We start from the raw sequence: 18,734 nt of genomic DNA, 5'->3' as shown, positions 1-18,734 counted from the left end.
GCCCGCCATGAACCACACCCTACGGGCTTACCTGCTGCCCCTGCAGCAGCTGAGCGATTCGGCGCTGCCCACCGGCGCATTCAGCCACTCGTTGGGGCTGGAAACCAGCCTGCACCGCTGCGAGGTCCACGACGAGCTCTCGTTCGCCGACTGGCTGACCCAGTTCATCCGCATCCAGCTGGTCCACAGCGACGGGCTGGCCATCCGCCTTGCCGTGGAAGCGGCAACGGAACCGGAGCTCCAGCGAGTCGACCGGGAACTGCACGCCGCCGCCCTGCCACGCGAAATCCGCGAGGCCGGGGTGAAAATGGGGGCACGCATGCTGGACATCGCGCTGGCCGTGGTGCCCTCCCCGGAACTGCAGCTTTACGCCGCGGCCGTGGCACGCGGCGACTGTGCAGGGCACCCGGCCCTGGCCTTCGCCGTGGCCGGGAAGTCCCTGGGCGTTCCGCTGCCGGAGCTGCTGGCCGCGTATATGTTTGCCACCGTCACTTCCCTGACGCAAAATGCCATCCGGGGCATTCCCATCGGCCAGGGGGCGGGCCAACGCGTCCTGGCGGGCGCGCACTCGGAGGTGGTTGACGGCGTCGTGCGTATCCAGGCGCTGGGCCGTGAGGACTTCGGCGTCACCGCCCCGGGCCTGGAAATCGCACAGATGCAGCACGAACGCCAGCGCGCCCGGATGTTCATGTCCTGACACCCGCCGGCCGGGCCTGTCGAGACCACAGATCTATTAGAAGGAGACACAATGAAACCCATCAGGATTGGCATCGGCGGACCCGTCGGCGCCGGCAAGACCCAGCTCGTGGAGCGGCTCACGCGCGCCCTCGACGGGGAAGTGTCCACCGCCGCCATCACCAACGACATCTACACCATCGAGGATGCCAAGATCCTCGCCGCGAACGGCGTGCTGCCGCTGGACCGCATCATCGGCATTGAAACGGGCGGCTGCCCCCACACGGCCATCCGCGAGGACACGTCCATGAACTCCGCCGCCGTGGAGGAGCTGGAAGCCCGGCACCCCGACCTGCAGGTCATTTTCATCGAGTCCGGCGGCGACAACCTCTCCGCCACGTTCAGCCCCGAGCTGGTGGACTTTTCCATCTACATCATTGATGTGGCCCAGGGCGAGAAGATCCCGCGCAAGGCCGGGCAGGGAATGATCAAGGCGGACCTCTTCATCATCAACAAGACCGACCTCGCCCCGTACGTGGGCGCGGACTTGTCCATCATGGAGTCCGACACGCTCGAATTCCGCGGACCCAAGCCCTACTGCTTCACCAACCTGAAGACCGACGACGGCCTGGACCAGGTCATCCACTGGATCAAGCACGACGTGCTCATGCTTGACCTGGAGTCGCGGTGACCGAGACCGTTTTGGCCACTGTGGGCCGTCTGGGCGGGCCGGGGGAATGGGCGGGGAGGCTTTCCCTGGACATCGACCGGCGGGCCGGGTGTTCCATTGCAGTGCGGCAGTTCCACGACGGCGCGCTGCGCATCTTCCGGCCGCACTACCTCGACCACACCGGGCAGGTTTGCTACACGGTGATCAACCCGGGCGGGGCGTACCTGGGCGGTGACAAGTACCTGATCGAGGTTGATGTGGCAGGGGGCGCGGACCTGCTCCTGACCACGCAGGCAGCCACCAAGGTGTACCGCACACCCGGCAGCCGCGCCGAGCAGCACCAGCACCTGCGCCTGGGTGCGGCTTCGCGGTTGGAACTGCTGCCCGATCCGCTGATTGCCTACCGCCAGGCGAGCTACGGGCAGGTGACGACGGTGGACATGGACCCCACCGCCTCCCTCGTCATGGCCGAAGTGGTGACACCGGGGTGGTCCCCGGACGGGGAACTGTTCCGGTACGACGAAATCCGGATGCGCAATGAAATCTCGATCGACGGCCGTCTGGCTGTCCTGGACAACCTCCTGATCCGGCCCGGCAGCGGCTCTCCCGTGGGCGGCATGTCCTTCATGGGCCGCTACACCCACCTGGGGTCGCTGCTGGTCGTGGACGCCCGCGTGGACGCGGCCCTGGTCGACGAGCTCCATGGCGCCCTGGCGGGCATGGACCCGCACGGGCAACTGGGCATTACGCTGCTGGATGGCCCGGGCCTGGCCCTGCGCGCCCTGTCCGTCTCCTCGGAACCGCTCAACGCCATGCTGGCCACGGCAGTCGACCTCTTGCGCGGCCGCTGGTTCGGCCAGGAACCGCTCAACCTGAGGAAGTACTGATGCCCGCCACCACCCGAATGGGCTACCTTGAACGCGAGCAGCTCCCTGTGGCCCGCCGCGCCGGTGCCACATTTGGGGCGGTGGCCCTGCTCCACCTGGCTGTCATTGCGCTGATGGTCTTTTCAATGCTGCGGGACACCCACCCGCTGGCACTGGGCCTGCTGCTCACCGCCTACCTGGCGGGCGTGAAGCACAGTTACGACTGGGACCACATTGCCGCCATCGACAATTCCAGCCGAAAGTTCGCCGCCCAGGGGCGGGCGCCGGTCAGCGTTGGGTTCGCCTTCAGCCTGGGGCACAGCTCCGTGGTGATGCTGGCGGGCATCCTGGTCGTCAGCGGCGCCGGGATCATGGCCACCGTGCTCCGGGACGGCAGTGCCGCAAACCTGGCCCTGGCCCTGTTCGGGGCCGGGGTGTCCGCGGCCTTCCTGCTGGCCATCGGGCTGTTCAACGGCTCCGCGTTCCTGAAGGCCAACGTGCTCTACCGCAGGGTCCGGAGCGGCGGGACGGTGTCCGACGGCGAGCTGGCCCCCACCGGGATGGTGGCGCGGCTGATGAACAAGCCGCTTTCACGGGTGAAACGGCCCCGGGACATCTACATCCTCGGCTTCCTGTTCGGGCTGGGCTTTGACACTGCCTCCACCATCGCGTTCCTGCTGCTGGCGGCGTCCGCAGCCCTGGCCGGGATCTCCGTGGCCGCACTGCTGGCCCTGCCGCTGGCCTTCGCCGCGGCCATGACCCTGTGTGACACCGCCAACGGCATGGCCATGATGAAGATGTACTGTTCCGCGATCATGAACCCCGCACGCCGCATAGGCTTCAACATGGTGGTCACCGGCCTGTCCTCGACGTCGGCGCTGTTCATTTCTGTGCTGACGATCGCGGGCATCCTGCACTCGGCGCTGGGGCTCACGGACCCGGCCACCACGTGGCTGGCCGGCCTCGACCTCGGCCATGCGGGGCTGGTGCTGGTGGGCTTGTTCCTGGCCGTCTGGGGGATCGCCGCCCTGGGGTGGCGCAGGGACCGCAGGGACAGCCAAGGCACGGCAGCCGTCGTCGAACGTTAGGGCAGGCGCGGGCCCAGGGCCAGCAGGACGGACAGCGCCGTCATCATGACCAGGGCGTAGCGGAACATCCTGCGGGCCCACGCTTCCGCCGCCGTCTGCGCAAGTCCACGAAGGCCCAGCACAATCCAGCCCAGGCACAGCACGCCCATGGCCGCGGTGTAGCTCCAGCCCGTGTACCCGGCCGGCTGGGGGAGCAGTGCCACCACGGTGAACGCCAGCGTGTAGAGGAGGATCTGGACCTTGGTGTTGGCGATGCCGCGCACCACGGCGATGACCGGAACACCGGCCTTGGCGTATTCCCCGCGGCGGTAGATGGAAATGGCATAAAAGGCCGGCAGCTGCCAGAAGAACAACATGAGGAACGCAATCCCGGCGCCGGCATCCAGCACGCCGCTGGCACCGACATAGCCGCCAAGGATCGGGGCCGCGCCGGAAATGCTGCCCACGAGGGTCCCGTGGATGGACATCCGTTTGGACAGCATGCCGTAAAGGACCACGTAGGCCAGGTAGCCGCCCAGCCCGACGGCGACGACCAGCCAGTTCGTCCAGGCCGTCAGCACGGCCAGCCCCGCCACGCCCAGGAGCACCGAATAGACCACCGCATTGCGTGCCTGGACGCCGCCGGTGACGGTGGCCCGGTTCCTGGTGCGCGCCATGACCGTGTCAATGTCACGGTCCAGTACGTTGTTCAGCACGCAGGCGGAGCCGATCACCAGGGTGGTGCCAAGACAGACGGCAAGGAACAGCAGCCAATCGACGTGGCCGGGGCTGCCAAAAAGGAATCCGGCGGCCGCCGTGAGCACATTTCCGTACAGCACGCCGGGCTTGGCCAGCGAGTAATAGCGCAGCACCGCATCCCGCCAGCCCGGCCCCGTTGCGCGGGCCGCCAAGGCGCCATCCGTCCCGTCAGCGGGGTCCCTGGCGCCCAGGCGGCGCGGGGGAGGAGTGGGACCGGGCGCGGCCATGGCGGGGCCTTTCGTGCAGAAGATGGGGGCCAAACCAGCATATCGACACCGCGGGCTGCACTATGGTGACGAACGGGCGAATGTGAGATGCGGCATAACGATTGGGGGCTGTGCGGTTGCACGCTAACGATTTGCAGCATTTTACAGCCGGGACGGGGCCTTCCGGCCGTCGGTGGACTAGAACTGGACGTACCCAACCCGTACATTCCCCAAAGGGGTGTTCCCCATGAGAAAGCTCAAGCCATGGCTGGCAGTTCTGGGGCTGCTTGCCGCATTCCTCGTCGTCGCGCCGGGCCAGGCACAGGCGGCGCCCTATTGCGGGATCACGTGGGGGTCGCTGGCCAAGTCCGCCGGCGCCACCTCCAGTGCCCCCATCGCCAACGTCAGGGCGGGCCGGCATGCCTGCCTTGACCGCCTGGTGGTCGACATCAACGGCCACGCCAACGGCTTCACGGTGCAGTACGTTGCCGCCGTGCACAGGCAGGGGAGCGGCGCCGTGGTGCCGCTGCGCGGAGGCGCGTTCCTGCAGGTCACCGTGGAGGACCCTACCTACAACGTAAACACCGGCATGCAGGTTTACCGGCCTGCCAACCCCGGTGAACTGGTCGACACCGCCGGCTATGCCACATTCCGCCAAGTGGCGCTGGCAGGCAGCTTCGAATCCCGAACCACCGTGGGGCTTGGCGTGCGTGCGCGCCTGCCGTTCACCGTGTTTGTGCTCGACGGGCCCGGGAACCAGTCGCGGCTGGTCATCGACGTGGCGCACCGCTGGTAGCCCCGCCGCCGTCACGCCTGTACGACGTCGGACCGGTCCCGGTCGGGGGGCCGGTCCGACGTCGTGCACGGCACCCTTGGTGGTGGCGGGTCAGCGGCCCTTGACCGGGATGCCGTTGCGGGTCATGGATTCGGCGTAGGCCTTCGCCGATTCCAACAGCCAACCGGCCTGGCGGTCGGCTGACCCGGCAAAGCTGCGGCCGGAAAGGGAGCGGACCTTGTAGATGCCGAAGCCGCGCTTGTACAGCATGGGGCCCTGGGCCTTCAGGAGCTGGTCGGCCAGGCGGTGGGCCTCGGTGCCGTGGGCCACCAGGGCGGACGCACGGGGGACCAGGGTCAGGAACTTCACAAGGGGGCGCAGTCCCTGTTCGATCTGGGCGGCGCTCAGGCGGCCGTTGGGCTCACCGGGAGTGAACCATGGGTGCACGTTCCAGGGCATGACGTAGCTGGGGCGCAGGCCCAGCTGCCAGTGGATGCCCAGGAGGCGGGTGGCCGCCTGCTCGTCGCCGGCGGTTACAAAACCGGAAGGGTCCAGCTCCCCGACGTTGGAGAACAGGCTGATGATGCGGCAATCGTCGACGTCGTGAACCGGATCCACATACGCAACCCGCTGCTCCGGACGGGCCTGGGCCAGGGAGTCGCACAGTTCGGTAATGGGTGCAATGTTCTCGTCATAACGACGGTTCCAGAGCTGTTCGCGCAGTGATTCGGTTGCCACGGAAGTCATTGAGGGCTTGGTCTCCTTGAGGGTCAAAGTAATGGGACGGGCGCTTCCCCACAAGGGCCTTTGTCCAGCGTTTCAGCCTACCAATCATCGGCCGTCTTTGGGGGCGTTCCGCTTGTGCTAGGCCCGGCGGCACGGCGTCGATTGTGAGAAAGTCAACAGCGCCGCCGGGGCAGCGCACCCGGGCGGGAAACGGCGTCGCACCCCCGCCCCGGCGACCGGCATGTGGACGGCGGCCCGGGCCGGCGTCGTCGTTGTGTGAAAATGGAAGGCATGCGCCCCATGCAACACTCCAGCAAGCTTGCCAATGTGCGGTACGAACTTCGCGGCCCGATCCTCCATGCGGCCCAGAAGATGGAGGCGGAGGGGCACCGGATCCTGCGCATGAACCTCGGCGACACGGCGCCGTTTGGGCTGGAGGCCCCGGAGTCGATCGTGGTGGACATGATCCACCACCTGCGCGGGGCCCAGGGATACAGCGACTCCAAGGGCATCTTCTCGGCCCGCACGGCCATCTCGCAGTACTACCAGACCAAGGGCCTGATGAAGATCGGCGTGGAGGACATCTTTGTCGGCAACGGCGTCAGCGAACTGATCTCCATGACCCTGCAGGCGTTCCTGGAAAACGGCAACGAGGTACTGATCCCGGCGCCGGACTACCCGCTGTGGACCGCCTCGGTTACCCTGACCGGCGGCGTGCCGGTCCACTACCTGTGTGACGAGGACAACGAGTGGTGGCCGGACATGGCCGACGTGGCCGCGAAAATCACGCCCGCCACCCGCGCCATCGTGATCATCAACCCCAACAACCCCACGGGGGCCGTCTATCCGCGGCACATCCTGGAGCGGTTCGTGGAACTGGCACGCGAGCACGACCTGGTCATCTTTGCCGATGAGATCTACGAGAAGATCCTCTACGACGGCCGCACGCACATCCACATGGCCTCGCTGGCGGACGATGTCTGCATGCTCACCTTCAGCGGCCTGTCCAAGGCCTACCGCATGCCTGGCTACCGTGCCGGCTGGGTGGCCCTGTCCGGACCGCGCGCCGCGATGGCCGGCTTCAAGGAATCCCTGGAGCTGCTCGCCTCGCTGCGCCTGTGTGCCAATGTGCCGGCGCAGCACGCCATCCAGACGTCCCTGGGCGGCTACCAGAGCATTAACGACCTGACGAAGCCCGGCGGGCGCCTGTGCGAACAACGCACGCGCGCCTCGGAACTGCTCAATGCGCTCCCCGGCGTTTCGTGCGTCCCGGCCGCCGGGGCAATGTACCTGTTCGTGAGGCTGGACCCGGAGATGTATCCCATCGAGGACGATGAAAAGTTCGTGATCGACCTGCTGCAGGACCAAAAGATCCTGGTCTCCCACGGCACCGCATTCCACTGGCCCTCGCCGGACCACTTCCGCTTTGTCCTGCTGCCCTCGGTGGGCGACATCGAGGAGGCCGTGCGGAGGATCTCCACCTTCCTGGCCGTCTACCGCAGCAAGGCGGCCATGGCGCTGCGGTAGAGCCCGGTGTCTCCAGTGGTCCGGGAATAGTTTCCGTGGGCGCCCAGTTCTCCAAGTAGATGCAAACGCATATTTCCCGGAATGGCCGGCCAGCCGGCGCGGGAGTGGGGCTACGGAATGGAGCAAGGCATGGTTGACGCTGACTTTGAACTGGGGCTGGACACCTTCGGTGACATCACCCTGGACGGGGAAGGCTTGGCGAAGCCGGCCGCCCAGGTGATCCGCGACGTCGTCGAACAGGCCGTGCTGGCCGACTCCCTGGGCCTGGACTACTTTGGGATTGGCGAGCACCACCGCGACGATTACGCCATCTCCTCCCCGGACATGGTGCTTTCCGCGATTGCCGGGCAGACCAAGCAGATCAGGCTGGGATCGGCCGTCACTGTGCTGAGCTCCGATGACCCCGTCCGCGTCTTCCAGCGCTTTTCCACGCTCGACGCCGTCTCCTCCGGCCGTGCCGAAGTCACCCTGGGCCGCGGCTCCTTTACCGAATCCTTCCCGCTCTTTGGCCTGGACCTGGAGCAGTACGAGGAACTGTTTGAGGAGAAGCTGGCCCTGTTCGCCGAGGTGCTCAAGCAGGGCCCCGTCACGTGGAGTGGCAGCACCCGTGCAGCCCTGGCCGACCAGATGGTATATCCGCACCTTGAAAAGGGGAGGTTGAAATCGTGGGTGGCCGTGGGCGGAAGCCCCCAGTCCGTGGTCCGCGCGGCACACTACGGCATGCCCTTGATGCTCGCCATCATTGGCGGGGAGCCCCTGCAGTTCGCCCCGTTCACCGACCTTTACCACCGTGCGCTGAAGGAATTCGGCCAGCCGGAGCAGCCCATCGGGGTCCACTCGCCGGGGTACATCGCCGAGACCGACGAACAGGCCATGGAAGAGCTGTGGCCACACTACGCCGCCGCGCACAACCGCATCGGCCGTGACCGCGGCTGGCCGCCCCTGACCCGCCTGCAGTTCAACGCCACGGCCAGCCCCAAGGGCGCCCTGATGGTCGGCTCGCCGGAAACGGTGGCGCGCAAGATCACCACCGTGGCCAAGTCGCTGGGGCTGTCCCGCTTCGATCTGAAGTACAGCCACGGCACCCTGCCGCACGAGCAACTCATGCGCAGCATTGAACTCTATGGCACGCAGGTTGCCCCGCTGGTCAGGGAAAACCTCCGCAAGGCCTGACCAGCCACCAACGCCCGGTTGCAACCGGGGGTGTTTTCCCCGGCCGTCGGTTGCAACCGGGGGTGTTTTTTCGTTCCCTCCCGCGCGACCGGGCCTGTGTTTTCGTCCACGTCTGGTTGCAACGGTTGGGAGGGCTTCGTCGGGGGTCGTGCCAGGTGAGGTGTACCGGGCACGGGCCGGTCCGTGTGCAGGGCCGCCGGTACACCCCGAAAGGGTCGCAGGAACAACCCAGAAGGGCTGGCGGAGCATCCCCACCAAAGAAAATAGAACACATCTACTAACATCTATGATCTTTAGCGTAGGTAGTATCTATAATGGTTGTATGGACGAGCCGGTTGGTGACCCCGGCAACGGGGGATCCCCCGCCACGGACGAGGGGGCGGCACTCATTGCCGCCCTCACCCTGCCCTCCGTTGAACCGTTCGGCCCGGACGTGCCGGAACCGGCACCTGGCCGCGGCCGCGGTCGAATCCGCGGCCGTGGGCCTGGACGGGTGGCAGGCGGGTGTGGCGGAGTCCTTGCGCGATCGCGGAGGTCGCGGTGACGTTGTGCCTCCCGGAAACCACCGCGAAAGCCCTGGCCGCCCAGGCCCGGGACCTGGTGGGCGCCCGCCCGCAGGTGATGGCGGCACTGCGGGCCGGGACATTGTCGTGGCGGCATGCGTGCACGATCCCGGATGAAACCGGCACCCTGGCCGGCACCCAGGACATCATGGCCGCGGACGTGGACGCGTTTGAAGCGGCCTTGCTTGCGGTGGCCCCGGGCACGACCGGGGCCCGGTTCGCGGCCAAGGCACGCCGGCTGCGGGAAGGAACCCACCCGGAATCCCTGACCGTGCGCACCCGGGAGGCAATCAGCAAAAAGGTCCCTCGGGGTCGAGGCCGGACGGGATGGCCTGGCTGACCCTGCACATCCCGGCTCCGGCAGCCCAGGGCGCACTCGTGTACTGCACCGGGCAGGCCCGCGCCCTGCAAGGCCCCGGCGAATACCGCACCCCGGCCCAACTCCGCGCCGACACCGCCACCCTCCTCCTCCTGGGCCAACCCCTCCCCACCCCCACCAGCACCGGCACCGGCAACAGCAGTGCCGGCAGCGCCGGCCAGGACACCACCGGCACCACCCGCATCGGCAATAACAGCAACAGCGGCGGTGGCGGTGACAATGCCGCGGGGAGCAGCGTCGGTGGTCGTGGCGGTTCGTTCCCCGGGGGTTCGGCGCCGGGCAAGGCCAACACCGGCCGCACCGGCAACCAGACCGGCCGCGACACCGGCAGCCTTGACAGGGACGGGGCCAACAAAACCGGCAACAGCGTGACCGGCAACAGCGGGGCCGGGCCAGGGTTGAAAGGCCCGGTTCCGGGGGCGCGTTTTATCTGTGACCTGTATTCGGCTGTGGTGATCGATGCCTGGACCGCCGGTGCCGTCCCGGCCCTGGCGGACCCCTCCCACCCCACCCGCCCCGACAGGCCCGGTGGTGCCGGTGGTGCCGGTGGGGGTGCGTATGCGGGGTTGCAGCTCATTGACGTGCTCCCGGACTGGGTCGATCCGCCACGGGCGCCCGCTCTCGGCCCGCAAACCCCAAAACAGGACGCCCTGGACGAAAAACGCGCCAAACGACCGGAAAACATCATCCAGACCGGCACCCTCAGCCCCAACACCGGACCTGCCACCGCAGGGAACCACCCTGCTGATCGTCACCGTCCCGGTACGGAGAACCCCGCCGCAAGGGACCGCCCCGCCGCAGGGGACCGCCCTGTCGCGGCCCTGTCGCTGGCAGTTTGGTGGCTTCGGATGCCGGTTCCGATGGCGGGGTTCCGGTGCCCGGTGGTGGGCCGGTTGCTGGGCCGGTTGCTGGGCGTGCGGGGTTGGCGGGGATCGTGGAAGGCCTGGCCGCCGGGGTGGCCGGCGGGGTGGTCGATGGTGTGTTGGAGGACCCCGTGCAGGACCACCTGGACCAGCTGGATGCGGTGCGGGACGGGGCCGCCGTGGCCGAACCTCCCCTGCCGGCGGCACAGCTCATCGTCACCGTCCCGGTGCTGGGCCTGCCCGGGGTGAGGAATGAACCGGCCGAACTCGCCGGACACGGCCCCATCACCGAAGAAACCGCACGCAAGCTGTTGGCCGGGGCCGGGACGTTCCTGCGCCTCCTGGTGGCCCCGGTGACGAACACCCCCGTGGACGGTGCGGCCCCGGACCGGTACCGGCTGCGGGAGGCCGACAAAACAGTGCTGCGGGCATTGAACGGGACGTGTTCGTTCCCGAACTGCCCCCACCCGGCCCTGGACCCCGACCGTCCCACCGCCCACGCCCAGGGCGGGCCCACGACCCGCGGCAACACCCAGCCCCTGTGCAAGCACCACCACGCGCTCACGCACTTCCGCGACGACAAGGACCGCCACGGCCGCTACCGGCAGGACCGCGACCCCGACCGGGCCGGGATCCGGCTGCGCGGCTGGAAACCCCGCAACACAGCAGACGGACGCATCGGCTGGACATCCCCGACCGGCACCTACCACCCACCCCAGCAAGCCCCCGCCCCGGGACCCGCCGCTGCAGCTCCGTCACACCAAGTGCTGCAAGCGCCTTGACAACCAGGCCACCCGGCCACGTCAGTTCGGATTTGTCCTCGGCCGCAGCTTCACTGTGGGAAGGGCGGGTGCCGGTAGCGGGGGATCCACTTCGTCTGCCGGCAGGCCAAAGAGCTGCCCGGCGGAAGTGGCACCCTCTTCAGCCCCGATTTCGGCCTGCCAGGCCTTTCGCGCGGCAACAATTTCGTCGTGGGTGCGGCCAACAAAGTTCCACCACATGACAATGGATTCGCCCAGGGGAGTGCCGCCAATCAACAGCAGCCGGACGGGAACAGGACCGGCCACCAGGGAAAGAGAATCACGGCCCGGACCCACGTACCCCAACTGATGCCTGTCCAGGACCTGCCCGGAAACGGTCACGGCCCCCGCGTCCACCAGGAAGCCATGCTCAAACGAGGGGTCAACTTCGAGCGTGAGGGAAGCACCGGCGTCGAGCACCAACTCGGCGCCCAGGAGGGGCGTGTGGGTCACCACGGGGGAGACCGCCCCGGCCAGGGAGCCCAGAAAGACGCTCAGGCTGGCGCCGGGCAGCGCCAGGGGGGCGGGACGGTAATGGTCAAAAGCCGGCTCCATGAACCGTGCACCGTCCGGCAGGGCCACCCACAATTGGGCCCCGTGCAGCGTGGTGGTCTCCTGCGTGGAGTACTCCGAATGGCTGATTCCGCGCCCTGCAGTCATCAGGTTCAGCTCGCCGGGGCGAACCATGGCGTGATATCCGGCACTGTCGGCATGCTCGATTTCACCGGTGAAAAGCCAGCTCACGGTCTGCAGGCCGGTGTGCGGGTGCGGCGGGACGGACATGCCTCCCGTGCTGGCGACGTCGTCCGGGCCGTAGTGGTCAACAAAGCACCAGGCGCCGATCAGGGAACGCTGACGCTGGGGAAGCGTCCTGCGTACCGTCATGGCCCGCGGCCCTCCGAGCGGCACCATGCGCGGTTCCAAAACTTCCAGGGTGCCCGGACTGCTGGGGCAAACCAGCTCCTGTGGGGATGTCTCCAAGTTACTCACAGCGTTCCATCCATCCTCTCAACCGGACATTGTCCGCAGCGGCACCCAACGGCGGGGACCATTCCTGCCCCATGGCATGTAGCGTAGCGCGGCCGCCTCCCGTGTGGGCGGCCACCGGGCGGGAAATGCCCTTTCCACAATTCCTGTGCTCAGGAAAACAGTCGTAGGATCGTAAGGTTAGTTCTGTTCAAGGGGCACCTCCATGCAGGGCGTGCGGGTCCGCTGGCGTCCGTGTCCGACTAGACTCTTTGAAGCTTCGCTTTTGCCCTCAATAGAAATGGATCGCGGGTGGATCTCACCTTCATGGTCGTGCTTGTCATTGCACTGGCCCTCTTCTTTGACTTCACGAATGGCTTTCACGACACCGCCAACGCCATGGCAACCCCCATCGCCACCGGTGCCATCAAGCCCAAGACGGCCGTGGCCCTGGCCGCCATCCTGAACCTGGTGGGGGCCTTCCTCTCGACGGAGGTCGCCAAGACCATCTCGGGCGGCATCATCAATGAGGGCCCCGGCGGCGTCGCCATCACCCCGGAGATGATCTTTGCCGGGCTCATGGGCGCCGTGCTGTGGAACCTGTTCACCTGGCTGCTGGGGCTGCCTTCCAGTTCCTCGCATGCCCTGTTTGGCGGGCTGATCGGGGCCGCCATAGTTGGCAGCTGGTCCTTCGGCGCCGTCAACTTCCTGGTGGTCCTGTCCAAGGTGATCATCCCGGCGTTGTTGGCACCCGCCGTCGCCGGTGGCGTGGCCTACCTGTGCACCAGGATGGCCTACGCCATCACGCGCCGCTCCGACCCCGATTCCGGAGACAAGCTCACCCAGAAACGTGGCGGCTTCAGGCACGGCCAGGTGTTCAGCTCATCCCTCGTGGCGCTGGCCCACGGCACCAACGACGCCCAGAAGACCATGGGTGTCATCACCCTGGTGCTCATCGCCTCCCAGCTGCAGGCCCCGGGCACCGGACCCCACATCTGGGTCATCACGGCCTGCGCCCTCGCCATTGCCGGCGGCACGTACGCCGGCGGCTGGCGCATCATCCGCACCCTCGGCTCCGGGCTCACCGACGTGAAGCCGGCCCAGGGATTCGCCGCGGAAACCAGCACGGCCGCCGCCATCCTCGCCTCCAGCCACCTCGGCTTCGCACTCTCCACCACGCACGTCGCATCCGGCTCCGTCATCGGCTCCGGCCTGGGCCGCAAGGGCTCCACCGTCCGGTGGGGCGCCATCGGCAAGATCAGCCTCGGCTGGCTGTTCACACTGCCCGCCGCGGCGGTGGTCGGCGGACTCGCCGCCCTCTTGATCCGGACCGGCACCGTGGGCGTCGTCATCGTGGCCATCCTGGGCCTGGGCGCCATCCTCGTCATGTTCTACCTCTCGCAGCGCGAAGCGGTCGACCACAGCAACGCGATCAGCGACGTCGACGCCGTCGGCGAGGCCCTTCACATCCCCAGCAAGAAGGAACGTGAGCGCCTGGCTGCCAAGGCCCGCGCGGCGGAGAAACAGGCCGCGAAGGCCGCACGCCGTGCCGCCGAAACAGCCGAAATCCGGGCCAAGGCCCAGGCTGCCGTCGACCAGGCGGACACCGCCGTCCTGAAGGCCATGACCAAGGCGGCCGCTGCTGCCGGGAGCCAAAAGTCAGGCAAGAAGCAGGACAGCAGGAAGGTGAAGTAATGCAGTTTGCGACCATTGCCAATCTGGCAGCCCACACCGGCAGCACGGCCGTCATCGACTGGAAGGGCTTCATCGTCGTGGCCGTCGTCACGCTCATCGGCGCCGGCTTCGTCGTCCTGATGTACTCGCTCGGCGTGCGCCTGACGGCCGTCAGCGCGGACAGCGGCCCCCGCCCCAACATGATCGCGAAGTGGGGCTCCTGGGTCAGCTTCGGCTTATGCGGCCTGGCCGTTGCGGTCGGGATTGTCTTGATTGTGCCCGTGTTCTACAAGACCGCGATGGGCTGGTTTGGCCTCGGCAATTAGCCGTTGACGTACGACGCCGGGCACCCGTCTCCCGCTTCCAGCGGCAGCCGGGTGCCCGGCGTCGTCATTTGACGGGCGGGGTCAGGCGTCCAGGATCATGTTGGTGATCCTGGCAGTGGAGAGCCGCCTGCCCTCTTCGTCCGTCATGACCACCTCGTGCGTGGCCAGGCTGCGGCCCAGGTGCAGGGCGGTGGCGGTGCCCGTGACCAGCCCGGCCCTGATGCCGCGGTGATGCGTGGCGCCAATCTCAATGCCCACGGGGCGCCGGTTCGGGCCCGCATGGAGCGCCGCGGCGAAGGAACCCAGCGTCTCGGCCAGGACCAGGTGGGCGCCGCCATGCAGCAGCCCGGCAAGCTGGGTGTTGCCCGCCACGGGCATGGTCGCCGTCATGCGCTGGGCACCCATCTCGCCAAACACGATCCCCATCTTCACCACCAGCGCCCCCACCCCCACGTCCGCGAACCATTCGTGGTACTCCTCCGGCACCCCCGCGGCGGCAAGTTCGGCGGTAAGGGACTGCGGCGTGAAATTAGCGTTCATGGTGACTAGGCTGGCACCTGTGACTCAATCTGCCAAGACGGCCCCCAAAACACCTGCCCCCGCTGCCGCTGCATCCGGCGGGGAGCCCCGCCTGCTGGTGATCGACGGCCATTCCATGGCCTTCCGTGCGTTCTATGCCCTGCCGCCGGAAAACTTTGCCACGGACACCGGCCAGCACACCAACGCCGTCCACGGCTTCACGTCCATGCTGCTGACCATGATCCGCCAGCAAAAGCCCACGCACGTGGTGGTCGCCTTCGACCTGGACACCCCCACCTTCCGCTCGCTCGAGTACACCGAGTACAAGGGCGGGCGCAACAAGACGCCGGAGGAGTTCCACGGCCAGGTTGACCTGATCATCAAGGTCATGGCCGCCATGAACATCCCCACCATTTCCGTGGACGGCTTCGAGGCCGATGACATCATCGCCACCCTCTCCGCCCAGGGTGAGGCGGCCGGCTGGGATGTGCTGGTGGTCTCCGGCGACCGCGACGCCTTCCAGCTCATCACCGACAAGGTGCTGGTGCTCTACCCCAAAAAGGGCATCTCCGACATCCCGCCCATGGACGCGGCCGCCGTGGAAGCCAAGTACCTCGTGCCGCCCAACCGCTACTCCGACCTGGCCGCACTGGTCGGTGAAACGGCCGACAACCTCCCCGGCGTGCCCGGCGTCGGCCCCAAGACCGCGGCCAAGTGGATCAAGCAGTACGGCGGACTGGAAGGCATCCTGGGAAACCTGGACTCCATTGGCGGCAAGGTGGGTGAATCGCTGCGCGCACACGTTGACGACGTCAGGCGCAACCGCCGCCTGAACCACCTGCTGCGCGACATGGAACTACCCGTCGCGCTGGAGGACACCGTGCTTCGCAGCCCGGACCGCGAGGCCGTGGAGGAACTTTTCGATGCCCTCCAGTTCAACACCCTGCGCAAGCGGCTGTTCGACCTCTTCGGCGAGGAGGAGCAGGTCGACGACGGCGAGGGCCACGAGGTGCCCGCCCACCAGGTCGTCACGGACGCTGCGGCGCTCAAGGCCTGGCTCGACGCCGGGCACCAGGGTTCCGTGCCCCCGCCGCCCACCGCCGTGGACGTGCTGGCGCAGCGCGTTGCGCTCATGACCGAGGCCGTCGCGGTGGCCCTCGTGCGTACGGACTCGGCCGCCGTCGTCGAACTGGGCACGGCGGACGAGGCCCTCGAGGGGGAACTGGCCGCCTGGCTGACCTCGGACGCGCCCAAGGTGGTCCACGAATACAAGGAGGCGCTGAAGGCCCTGGCCCCGCGCGGGCTGTCACTGGGCGGCGTCGTGGACGACACCTCCCTCTCCGGCTACCTGATCCAGCCGGACCGCCGCAGCTATGACCTGCCGGACCTGAGCCAGGTCCACCTGAAGGTCACCTTTGCCACGGCCGGCCCCACCGACGCCGGCCAGCTGGACCTGGGCCTGGAGGAAGACGCCAAGTTCGCCGACGCCGTGCAGCGCGGCTACGTGGCCCTGCTCCTGAGCGAACATTTCGCCCCCATGCTGACCGAGCGTGGCGCCGACCACCTGCTGGCCGACCTCGAGCTGCCGCTGGCCGCCGTCCTGGCAAAAATGGAACTGACCGGCATCGAGATTTCCCGGGAGCGCCTGGACGCGCTCATGGCCGACCTCACCGCCGCCATGGACGCAGCCCAGGCCGCCGCCTTCGAGGCCATCGGCCACGAAGTCAACCTCGGCTCACCCAAGCAGCTCCAACAGGTCCTCTTTGAAGAACTCGGCCTGCCGAAGACCAAAAAGATCAAGACCGGCTACACCACCGATGCCGCCTCCCTGAAGGCCCTGCTGGAAAGGACCGGGCACGAGTTCCTGGCCCAGCTCATGGCGCACCGCGAGGCATCCAAGCTGCGCCAGATGGTGGAGACGCTGAAAAAGTCCGTGGCCGACGACGGCCGCATCCACACCACGTACGCGCAAAACGTGGCCGCCACCGGCCGGCTGTCCTCCAACAACCCCAACCTGCAGAACATCCCGGTCCGCAGCGAGGAAGGCCGCCGGGTGCGGGACATGTTCGTGGTAGGCGACGGTTACGAGTGCCTGCTCGCGGCGGACTACTCCCAGATTGAGATGCGCATCATGGCCCACCTCTCCGGGGACGCCGGCCTGATCCAGGCGTACGCGGAGGGCGAGGACCTGCACCGCTATGTGGGCTCGCACGTGTTCGGCGTGGCCCCGGCAGACGTCACCGCCGCCATGCGCGCCAAGGTCAAGGCCATGTCCTACGGCCTGGCCTACGGGCTGACCAGCTTTGGCCTGTCGAAGCAGCTGGAGATCTCCGTCGACGAGGCCCGCACACTCGTCAAGGACTACTTCGACCGCTTCGGCGGCGTGCGCGACTACCTGCGCGGCGTCGTCGAACAGGCCCGCATTGACGGCTACACGTCCACCATCGAGGGCCGCCGCCGCTACCTGCCGGACCTCTCCAGCACCGACCGGCAGCTGCGTGAGCTGGCCGAACGCGTGGCCCTGAACTCGCCCATCCAGGGATCGGCGGCGGACATCATCAAGCACGCCATGCTGGGTGTTGCCGGCGGCCTCGAGGAGCAAAAGCTCAAGTCGCGCATGCTGCTTCAGGTCCACGACGAACTGGTGCTGGAAGTCTGGCCGGGGGAGCGGGACGCCGTCCAGGCGCTCGTGGTGGCCCAGATGGGCGCCGCCGCCGACCTCCTGGTGCCCCTGGAAGTCCAGGTCGGCGTCGGCTCCAGCTGGAACGACGCCGGGCACTGACGTCCCAGCCCCCTCCCGCCCTGCGCCCCTTCCACCAAAGGACCACCATGAGCACGGAACGCGAACCCTCCACCCGCAACCCGCGGCCCTTTCCCTACGAACTGCGCACCTTCCCCGTCCGGCCCGCGGACGACGGCGGGGTCCCGGACGAGGTGGCGAAGTGGACTCAGGCCGTTTCGCTCGGCTTCTACGGCAACGTTCCCAGCGAGGGGGACATCGCCAAATATGCATTGCACGAGCAGGTTGACGGGCGCATGGCCACGGGCGCCTACCTCAGCGACGCAGCGGCCCCGGCGGGTGCCTGGGGGCCGGAGTACCCCGTGGCCACCTACGCCTACCACCGCAAGAACCTCAACGTGGGCGGCGGGACGCTCCTGCCGGTGCACCAGATCACGGCCGTGACCGTACGCCCCAGCCACCGCCGCCGCGGGCTGCTGCGCGCCATGATCAGCTCCGACCTGGCCCAGGCCAAGGCGGCGGGCCTGCCCCTGGCCGCCCTTACGGCGTCCGAAGCGGTGATCTACGGCAGGTTCGGCTTTGGCGTGGCCACGCACGTGTGCACGGTGGAGGTGGCCAGCCGGGGCGGGATTTCCTTCCACAACCCGGCCGCCGCCGCCCACGGCACGGTGGAGGTGGCCGACGTGCTGGCCGTGCGGGACCTCCACAACGAACTCTTCGCCCGCGTCCATGCCGCCACCTTCGGTTCCATCGGCAGGCACGACATGTACCGCCTCGTGGCCTCCGGGCAGGGCAACTACGGGTCCATGGAGCCGGCCCGGAACGTCCGCGCAGCGCTGCACTACGATGCCTCCGGCGCCGTGGACGGCTATGTCAGCTACCGGCCGGATGAAACGGCCACCCCGCGCACGGTCAGGATCGTGGACCTGCTGGCGGCGGGGGAGGGCGCCTACCTGGCGCTGTGGAACTACCTCGGCTCGCTTGACCTGATTGACCGGGTCACCTGGGACATGGCGCCGGAGGTGGACCCGCTGGAATGGGCCATGGCCGCCAAGCGGGACTACCAGCGGAAGCAGACGGAGGACCACCTGTGGCTGCGCATCCTCGACGTCCCGGCAGCCCTGGCCGCCCGCCCCTACGCAGCCGGCGGCAGGATCACCCTCCACGTCGGCGACCCGCTGGGGCATGCCTCGGGCCTGTTCACCATCGAGGTGGCCCACGGCACGGCAACGGTGACCCGCCGCCCGGAAGACGGCTCCGTGGCGGCGGAGCTGTCCCTGGGCGTCAGCGAGCTCTCCAGCCTGTACCTGGGCGCCGTCACGGCCCGGACCCTGCTCGCCGCCGGGCGCATCCGGGAGGAAGCCCCCGGCGCCGCGGCGCGGTTTGACGTCCTGACCGCCCGGTCCGTTGCCGCCCACAGCCTGACAAACTTCTAGCCTTGGCCGCCCCGGCGTGGCAGG

At 68.0% G+C, this 18,734-nt stretch carries 17 protein-coding genes; 13 read left to right on the top strand and 4 right to left on the bottom strand.

What is annotated here, in order from left to right:
- The first annotated feature begins 7 nt into the window (after positions 1 to 7).
- From MMF96_RS11835 to MMF96_RS11820, 4 genes are read left to right on the top strand one after another with little or no spacing between them, the layout of a single operon-like run.
- Positions 8 to 697: an urease accessory protein UreF gene (locus tag MMF96_RS11835; protein ID WP_256883652.1), complete on the top strand. Its 690-nt coding sequence runs from the start codon at positions 8 to 10 to the stop codon at positions 695 to 697.
- A 51-nt stretch (positions 698 to 748) separates the two neighbouring features.
- The gene (ureG, locus tag MMF96_RS11830; protein WP_256883651.1) at positions 749 to 1,366 is read left to right on the top strand and encodes an urease accessory protein UreG; all 618 of its coding nucleotides are present in this window, start codon (positions 749 to 751) and stop codon (positions 1,364 to 1,366) included.
- Positions 1,363 to 2,232 (top strand): urease accessory protein UreD, encoded by an 870-nt coding sequence (locus MMF96_RS11825; protein WP_256883650.1) that lies wholly within the window; start codon positions 1,363 to 1,365, stop codon positions 2,230 to 2,232. The genes ureG and MMF96_RS11825 overlap by 4 nt, the downstream gene beginning before the upstream one ends.
- Positions 2,232 to 3,299 (top strand): HoxN/HupN/NixA family nickel/cobalt transporter, encoded by a 1,068-nt coding sequence (locus MMF96_RS11820; RefSeq protein ID WP_256883649.1) that lies wholly within the window; start codon positions 2,232 to 2,234, stop codon positions 3,297 to 3,299. Before MMF96_RS11825 ends, MMF96_RS11820 begins: the two co-directional genes overlap by 1 nt.
- Here the strand turns inward: MMF96_RS11820 and cyoE are convergent.
- A complete protein-coding gene (cyoE, locus tag MMF96_RS11815; RefSeq protein ID WP_256883648.1) occupies positions 3,296 to 4,264 on the bottom strand; it encodes a heme o synthase in 969 nt (322 codons plus the stop codon). The two genes, MMF96_RS11820 and cyoE, sit on opposite strands and share 4 nt — an antisense overlap.
- 226 nt (positions 4,265 to 4,490) lie before the next feature.
- Here cyoE and MMF96_RS11810 point away from each other — a divergent pair, with 226 nt between their 5' ends.
- Positions 4,491 to 5,039: a hypothetical protein gene (locus MMF96_RS11810; protein WP_256883647.1), complete on the top strand. Its 549-nt coding sequence runs from the start codon at positions 4,491 to 4,493 to the stop codon at positions 5,037 to 5,039.
- Between the two features lie 90 nt (positions 5,040 to 5,129).
- On the opposite strand, the gene MMF96_RS11805 is transcribed toward MMF96_RS11810, so the two are convergent.
- Positions 5,130 to 5,765, bottom strand: coding sequence for a uracil-DNA glycosylase (locus MMF96_RS11805; RefSeq protein ID WP_176618503.1), 636 nt, complete (start codon positions 5,763 to 5,765; stop codon positions 5,130 to 5,132).
- Between the two features lie 270 nt (positions 5,766 to 6,035).
- Between MMF96_RS11805 and MMF96_RS11800 the strand changes: the two genes are divergently transcribed.
- The 4 genes from MMF96_RS11800 (at position 6,036) to MMF96_RS11785 (ending at position 11,031) form a co-directional block, all read left to right on the top strand.
- Positions 6,036 to 7,271, top strand: a complete 1,236-nt coding sequence (locus MMF96_RS11800; RefSeq protein WP_176618502.1) for a pyridoxal phosphate-dependent aminotransferase — start codon at positions 6,036 to 6,038, stop codon at positions 7,269 to 7,271.
- A gap of 129 nt (positions 7,272 to 7,400) precedes the next feature.
- Positions 7,401 to 8,444, top strand: coding sequence for an LLM class flavin-dependent oxidoreductase (locus MMF96_RS11795; protein ID WP_256883646.1), 1,044 nt, complete (start codon positions 7,401 to 7,403; stop codon positions 8,442 to 8,444).
- A gap of 504 nt (positions 8,445 to 8,948) precedes the next feature.
- Positions 8,949 to 9,347 (top strand): DUF222 domain-containing protein, encoded by a 399-nt coding sequence (locus MMF96_RS11790; RefSeq protein ID WP_256883645.1) that lies wholly within the window; start codon positions 8,949 to 8,951, stop codon positions 9,345 to 9,347.
- Between the two features lie 973 nt (positions 9,348 to 10,320).
- On the top strand, positions 10,321 to 11,031 hold the full coding sequence (locus tag MMF96_RS11785; RefSeq protein WP_256883644.1) for a hypothetical protein: 711 nt from the start codon (positions 10,321 to 10,323) through the stop codon (positions 11,029 to 11,031).
- A 21-nt stretch (positions 11,032 to 11,052) separates the two neighbouring features.
- On the opposite strand, the gene MMF96_RS11780 is transcribed toward MMF96_RS11785, so the two are convergent.
- Complete coding sequence (locus MMF96_RS11780; protein WP_256883643.1) at positions 11,053 to 12,039, bottom strand: pirin family protein; 987 nt, start codon at positions 12,037 to 12,039, stop codon at positions 11,053 to 11,055.
- A gap of 288 nt (positions 12,040 to 12,327) precedes the next feature.
- Here MMF96_RS11780 and MMF96_RS11775 point away from each other — a divergent pair, with 288 nt between their 5' ends.
- A complete protein-coding gene (locus MMF96_RS11775; RefSeq protein ID WP_176617209.1) occupies positions 12,328 to 13,710 on the top strand; it encodes an inorganic phosphate transporter in 1,383 nt (460 codons plus the stop codon).
- Entirely contained in the window at positions 13,710 to 14,015 is a 306-nt protein-coding gene (locus MMF96_RS11770) for a hypothetical protein (protein ID WP_176617208.1), read from the top strand. Before MMF96_RS11775 ends, MMF96_RS11770 begins: the two co-directional genes overlap by 1 nt.
- An 81-nt stretch (positions 14,016 to 14,096) precedes the next feature.
- Here the strand turns inward: MMF96_RS11770 and MMF96_RS11765 are convergent, their stop codons facing one another.
- Positions 14,097 to 14,555 carry a hotdog fold thioesterase gene (locus MMF96_RS11765; protein ID WP_176617207.1) on the bottom strand — a complete coding sequence of 153 codons (459 nt, stop codon included), beginning with the start codon at positions 14,553 to 14,555 and terminating at the stop codon, positions 14,097 to 14,099.
- A 115-nt stretch (positions 14,556 to 14,670) separates the two neighbouring features.
- Between MMF96_RS11765 and polA the strand changes: the two genes are divergently transcribed.
- Positions 14,671 to 17,316 (top strand): DNA polymerase I, encoded by a 2,646-nt coding sequence (gene polA, locus MMF96_RS11760; protein ID WP_375141430.1) that lies wholly within the window; start codon positions 14,671 to 14,673, stop codon positions 17,314 to 17,316.
- 47 nt (positions 17,317 to 17,363) lie between these two features.
- Complete coding sequence (locus MMF96_RS11755; RefSeq protein ID WP_256883641.1) at positions 17,364 to 18,710, top strand: GNAT family N-acetyltransferase; 1,347 nt, start codon at positions 17,364 to 17,366, stop codon at positions 18,708 to 18,710.
- Positions 18,711 to 18,734: the final 24 nt, after the last annotated feature.

The organism is Arthrobacter sp. STN4 (assembly GCF_024539665.1).
Taxonomy (GTDB): Bacteria; Actinomycetota; Actinomycetes; order Actinomycetales; family Micrococcaceae; genus Specibacter.
The sequence above is the reverse complement of the archived record's forward strand: the minus strand, read 5'-3'. Positions and strand labels throughout refer to the sequence as shown.

Excerpts from the sequence above, each read along its gene's own strand:
- cyoE (WP_256883648.1), bottom strand. The coding sequence starts at position 4,264 with ATGGCCGCGCCCGGTCCCACTCCTCCCCCGCGCCGCCTGGGCGCCAGG.
- MMF96_RS11765 (WP_176617207.1), bottom strand. The coding sequence starts at position 14,555 with ATGAACGCTAATTTCACGCCGCAGTCCCTTACCGCCGAACTTGCCGCC.
- polA (WP_375141430.1), top strand. The coding sequence starts at position 14,671 with ATGGCCTTCCGTGCGTTCTATGCCCTGCCGCCGGAAAACTTTGCCACG.
- MMF96_RS11800 (WP_176618502.1), top strand. The coding sequence starts at position 6,036 with ATGCGCCCCATGCAACACTCCAGCAAGCTTGCCAATGTGCGGTACGAA.
- ureG (WP_256883651.1), top strand. The coding sequence starts at position 749 with ATGAAACCCATCAGGATTGGCATCGGCGGACCCGTCGGCGCCGGCAAG.
- MMF96_RS11810 (WP_256883647.1), top strand. The coding sequence starts at position 4,491 with ATGAGAAAGCTCAAGCCATGGCTGGCAGTTCTGGGGCTGCTTGCCGCA.
- MMF96_RS11755 (WP_256883641.1), top strand. The coding sequence starts at position 17,364 with ATGAGCACGGAACGCGAACCCTCCACCCGCAACCCGCGGCCCTTTCCC.
- MMF96_RS11835 (WP_256883652.1), top strand. The coding sequence starts at position 8 with ATGAACCACACCCTACGGGCTTACCTGCTGCCCCTGCAGCAGCTGAGC.
- MMF96_RS11820 (WP_256883649.1), top strand. The coding sequence starts at position 2,232 with ATGCCCGCCACCACCCGAATGGGCTACCTTGAACGCGAGCAGCTCCCT.
- MMF96_RS11805 (WP_176618503.1), bottom strand. The coding sequence starts at position 5,765 with ATGACTTCCGTGGCAACCGAATCACTGCGCGAACAGCTCTGGAACCGT.
- MMF96_RS11770 (WP_176617208.1), top strand. The coding sequence starts at position 13,710 with ATGCAGTTTGCGACCATTGCCAATCTGGCAGCCCACACCGGCAGCACG.
- MMF96_RS11795 (WP_256883646.1), top strand. The coding sequence starts at position 7,401 with ATGGTTGACGCTGACTTTGAACTGGGGCTGGACACCTTCGGTGACATC.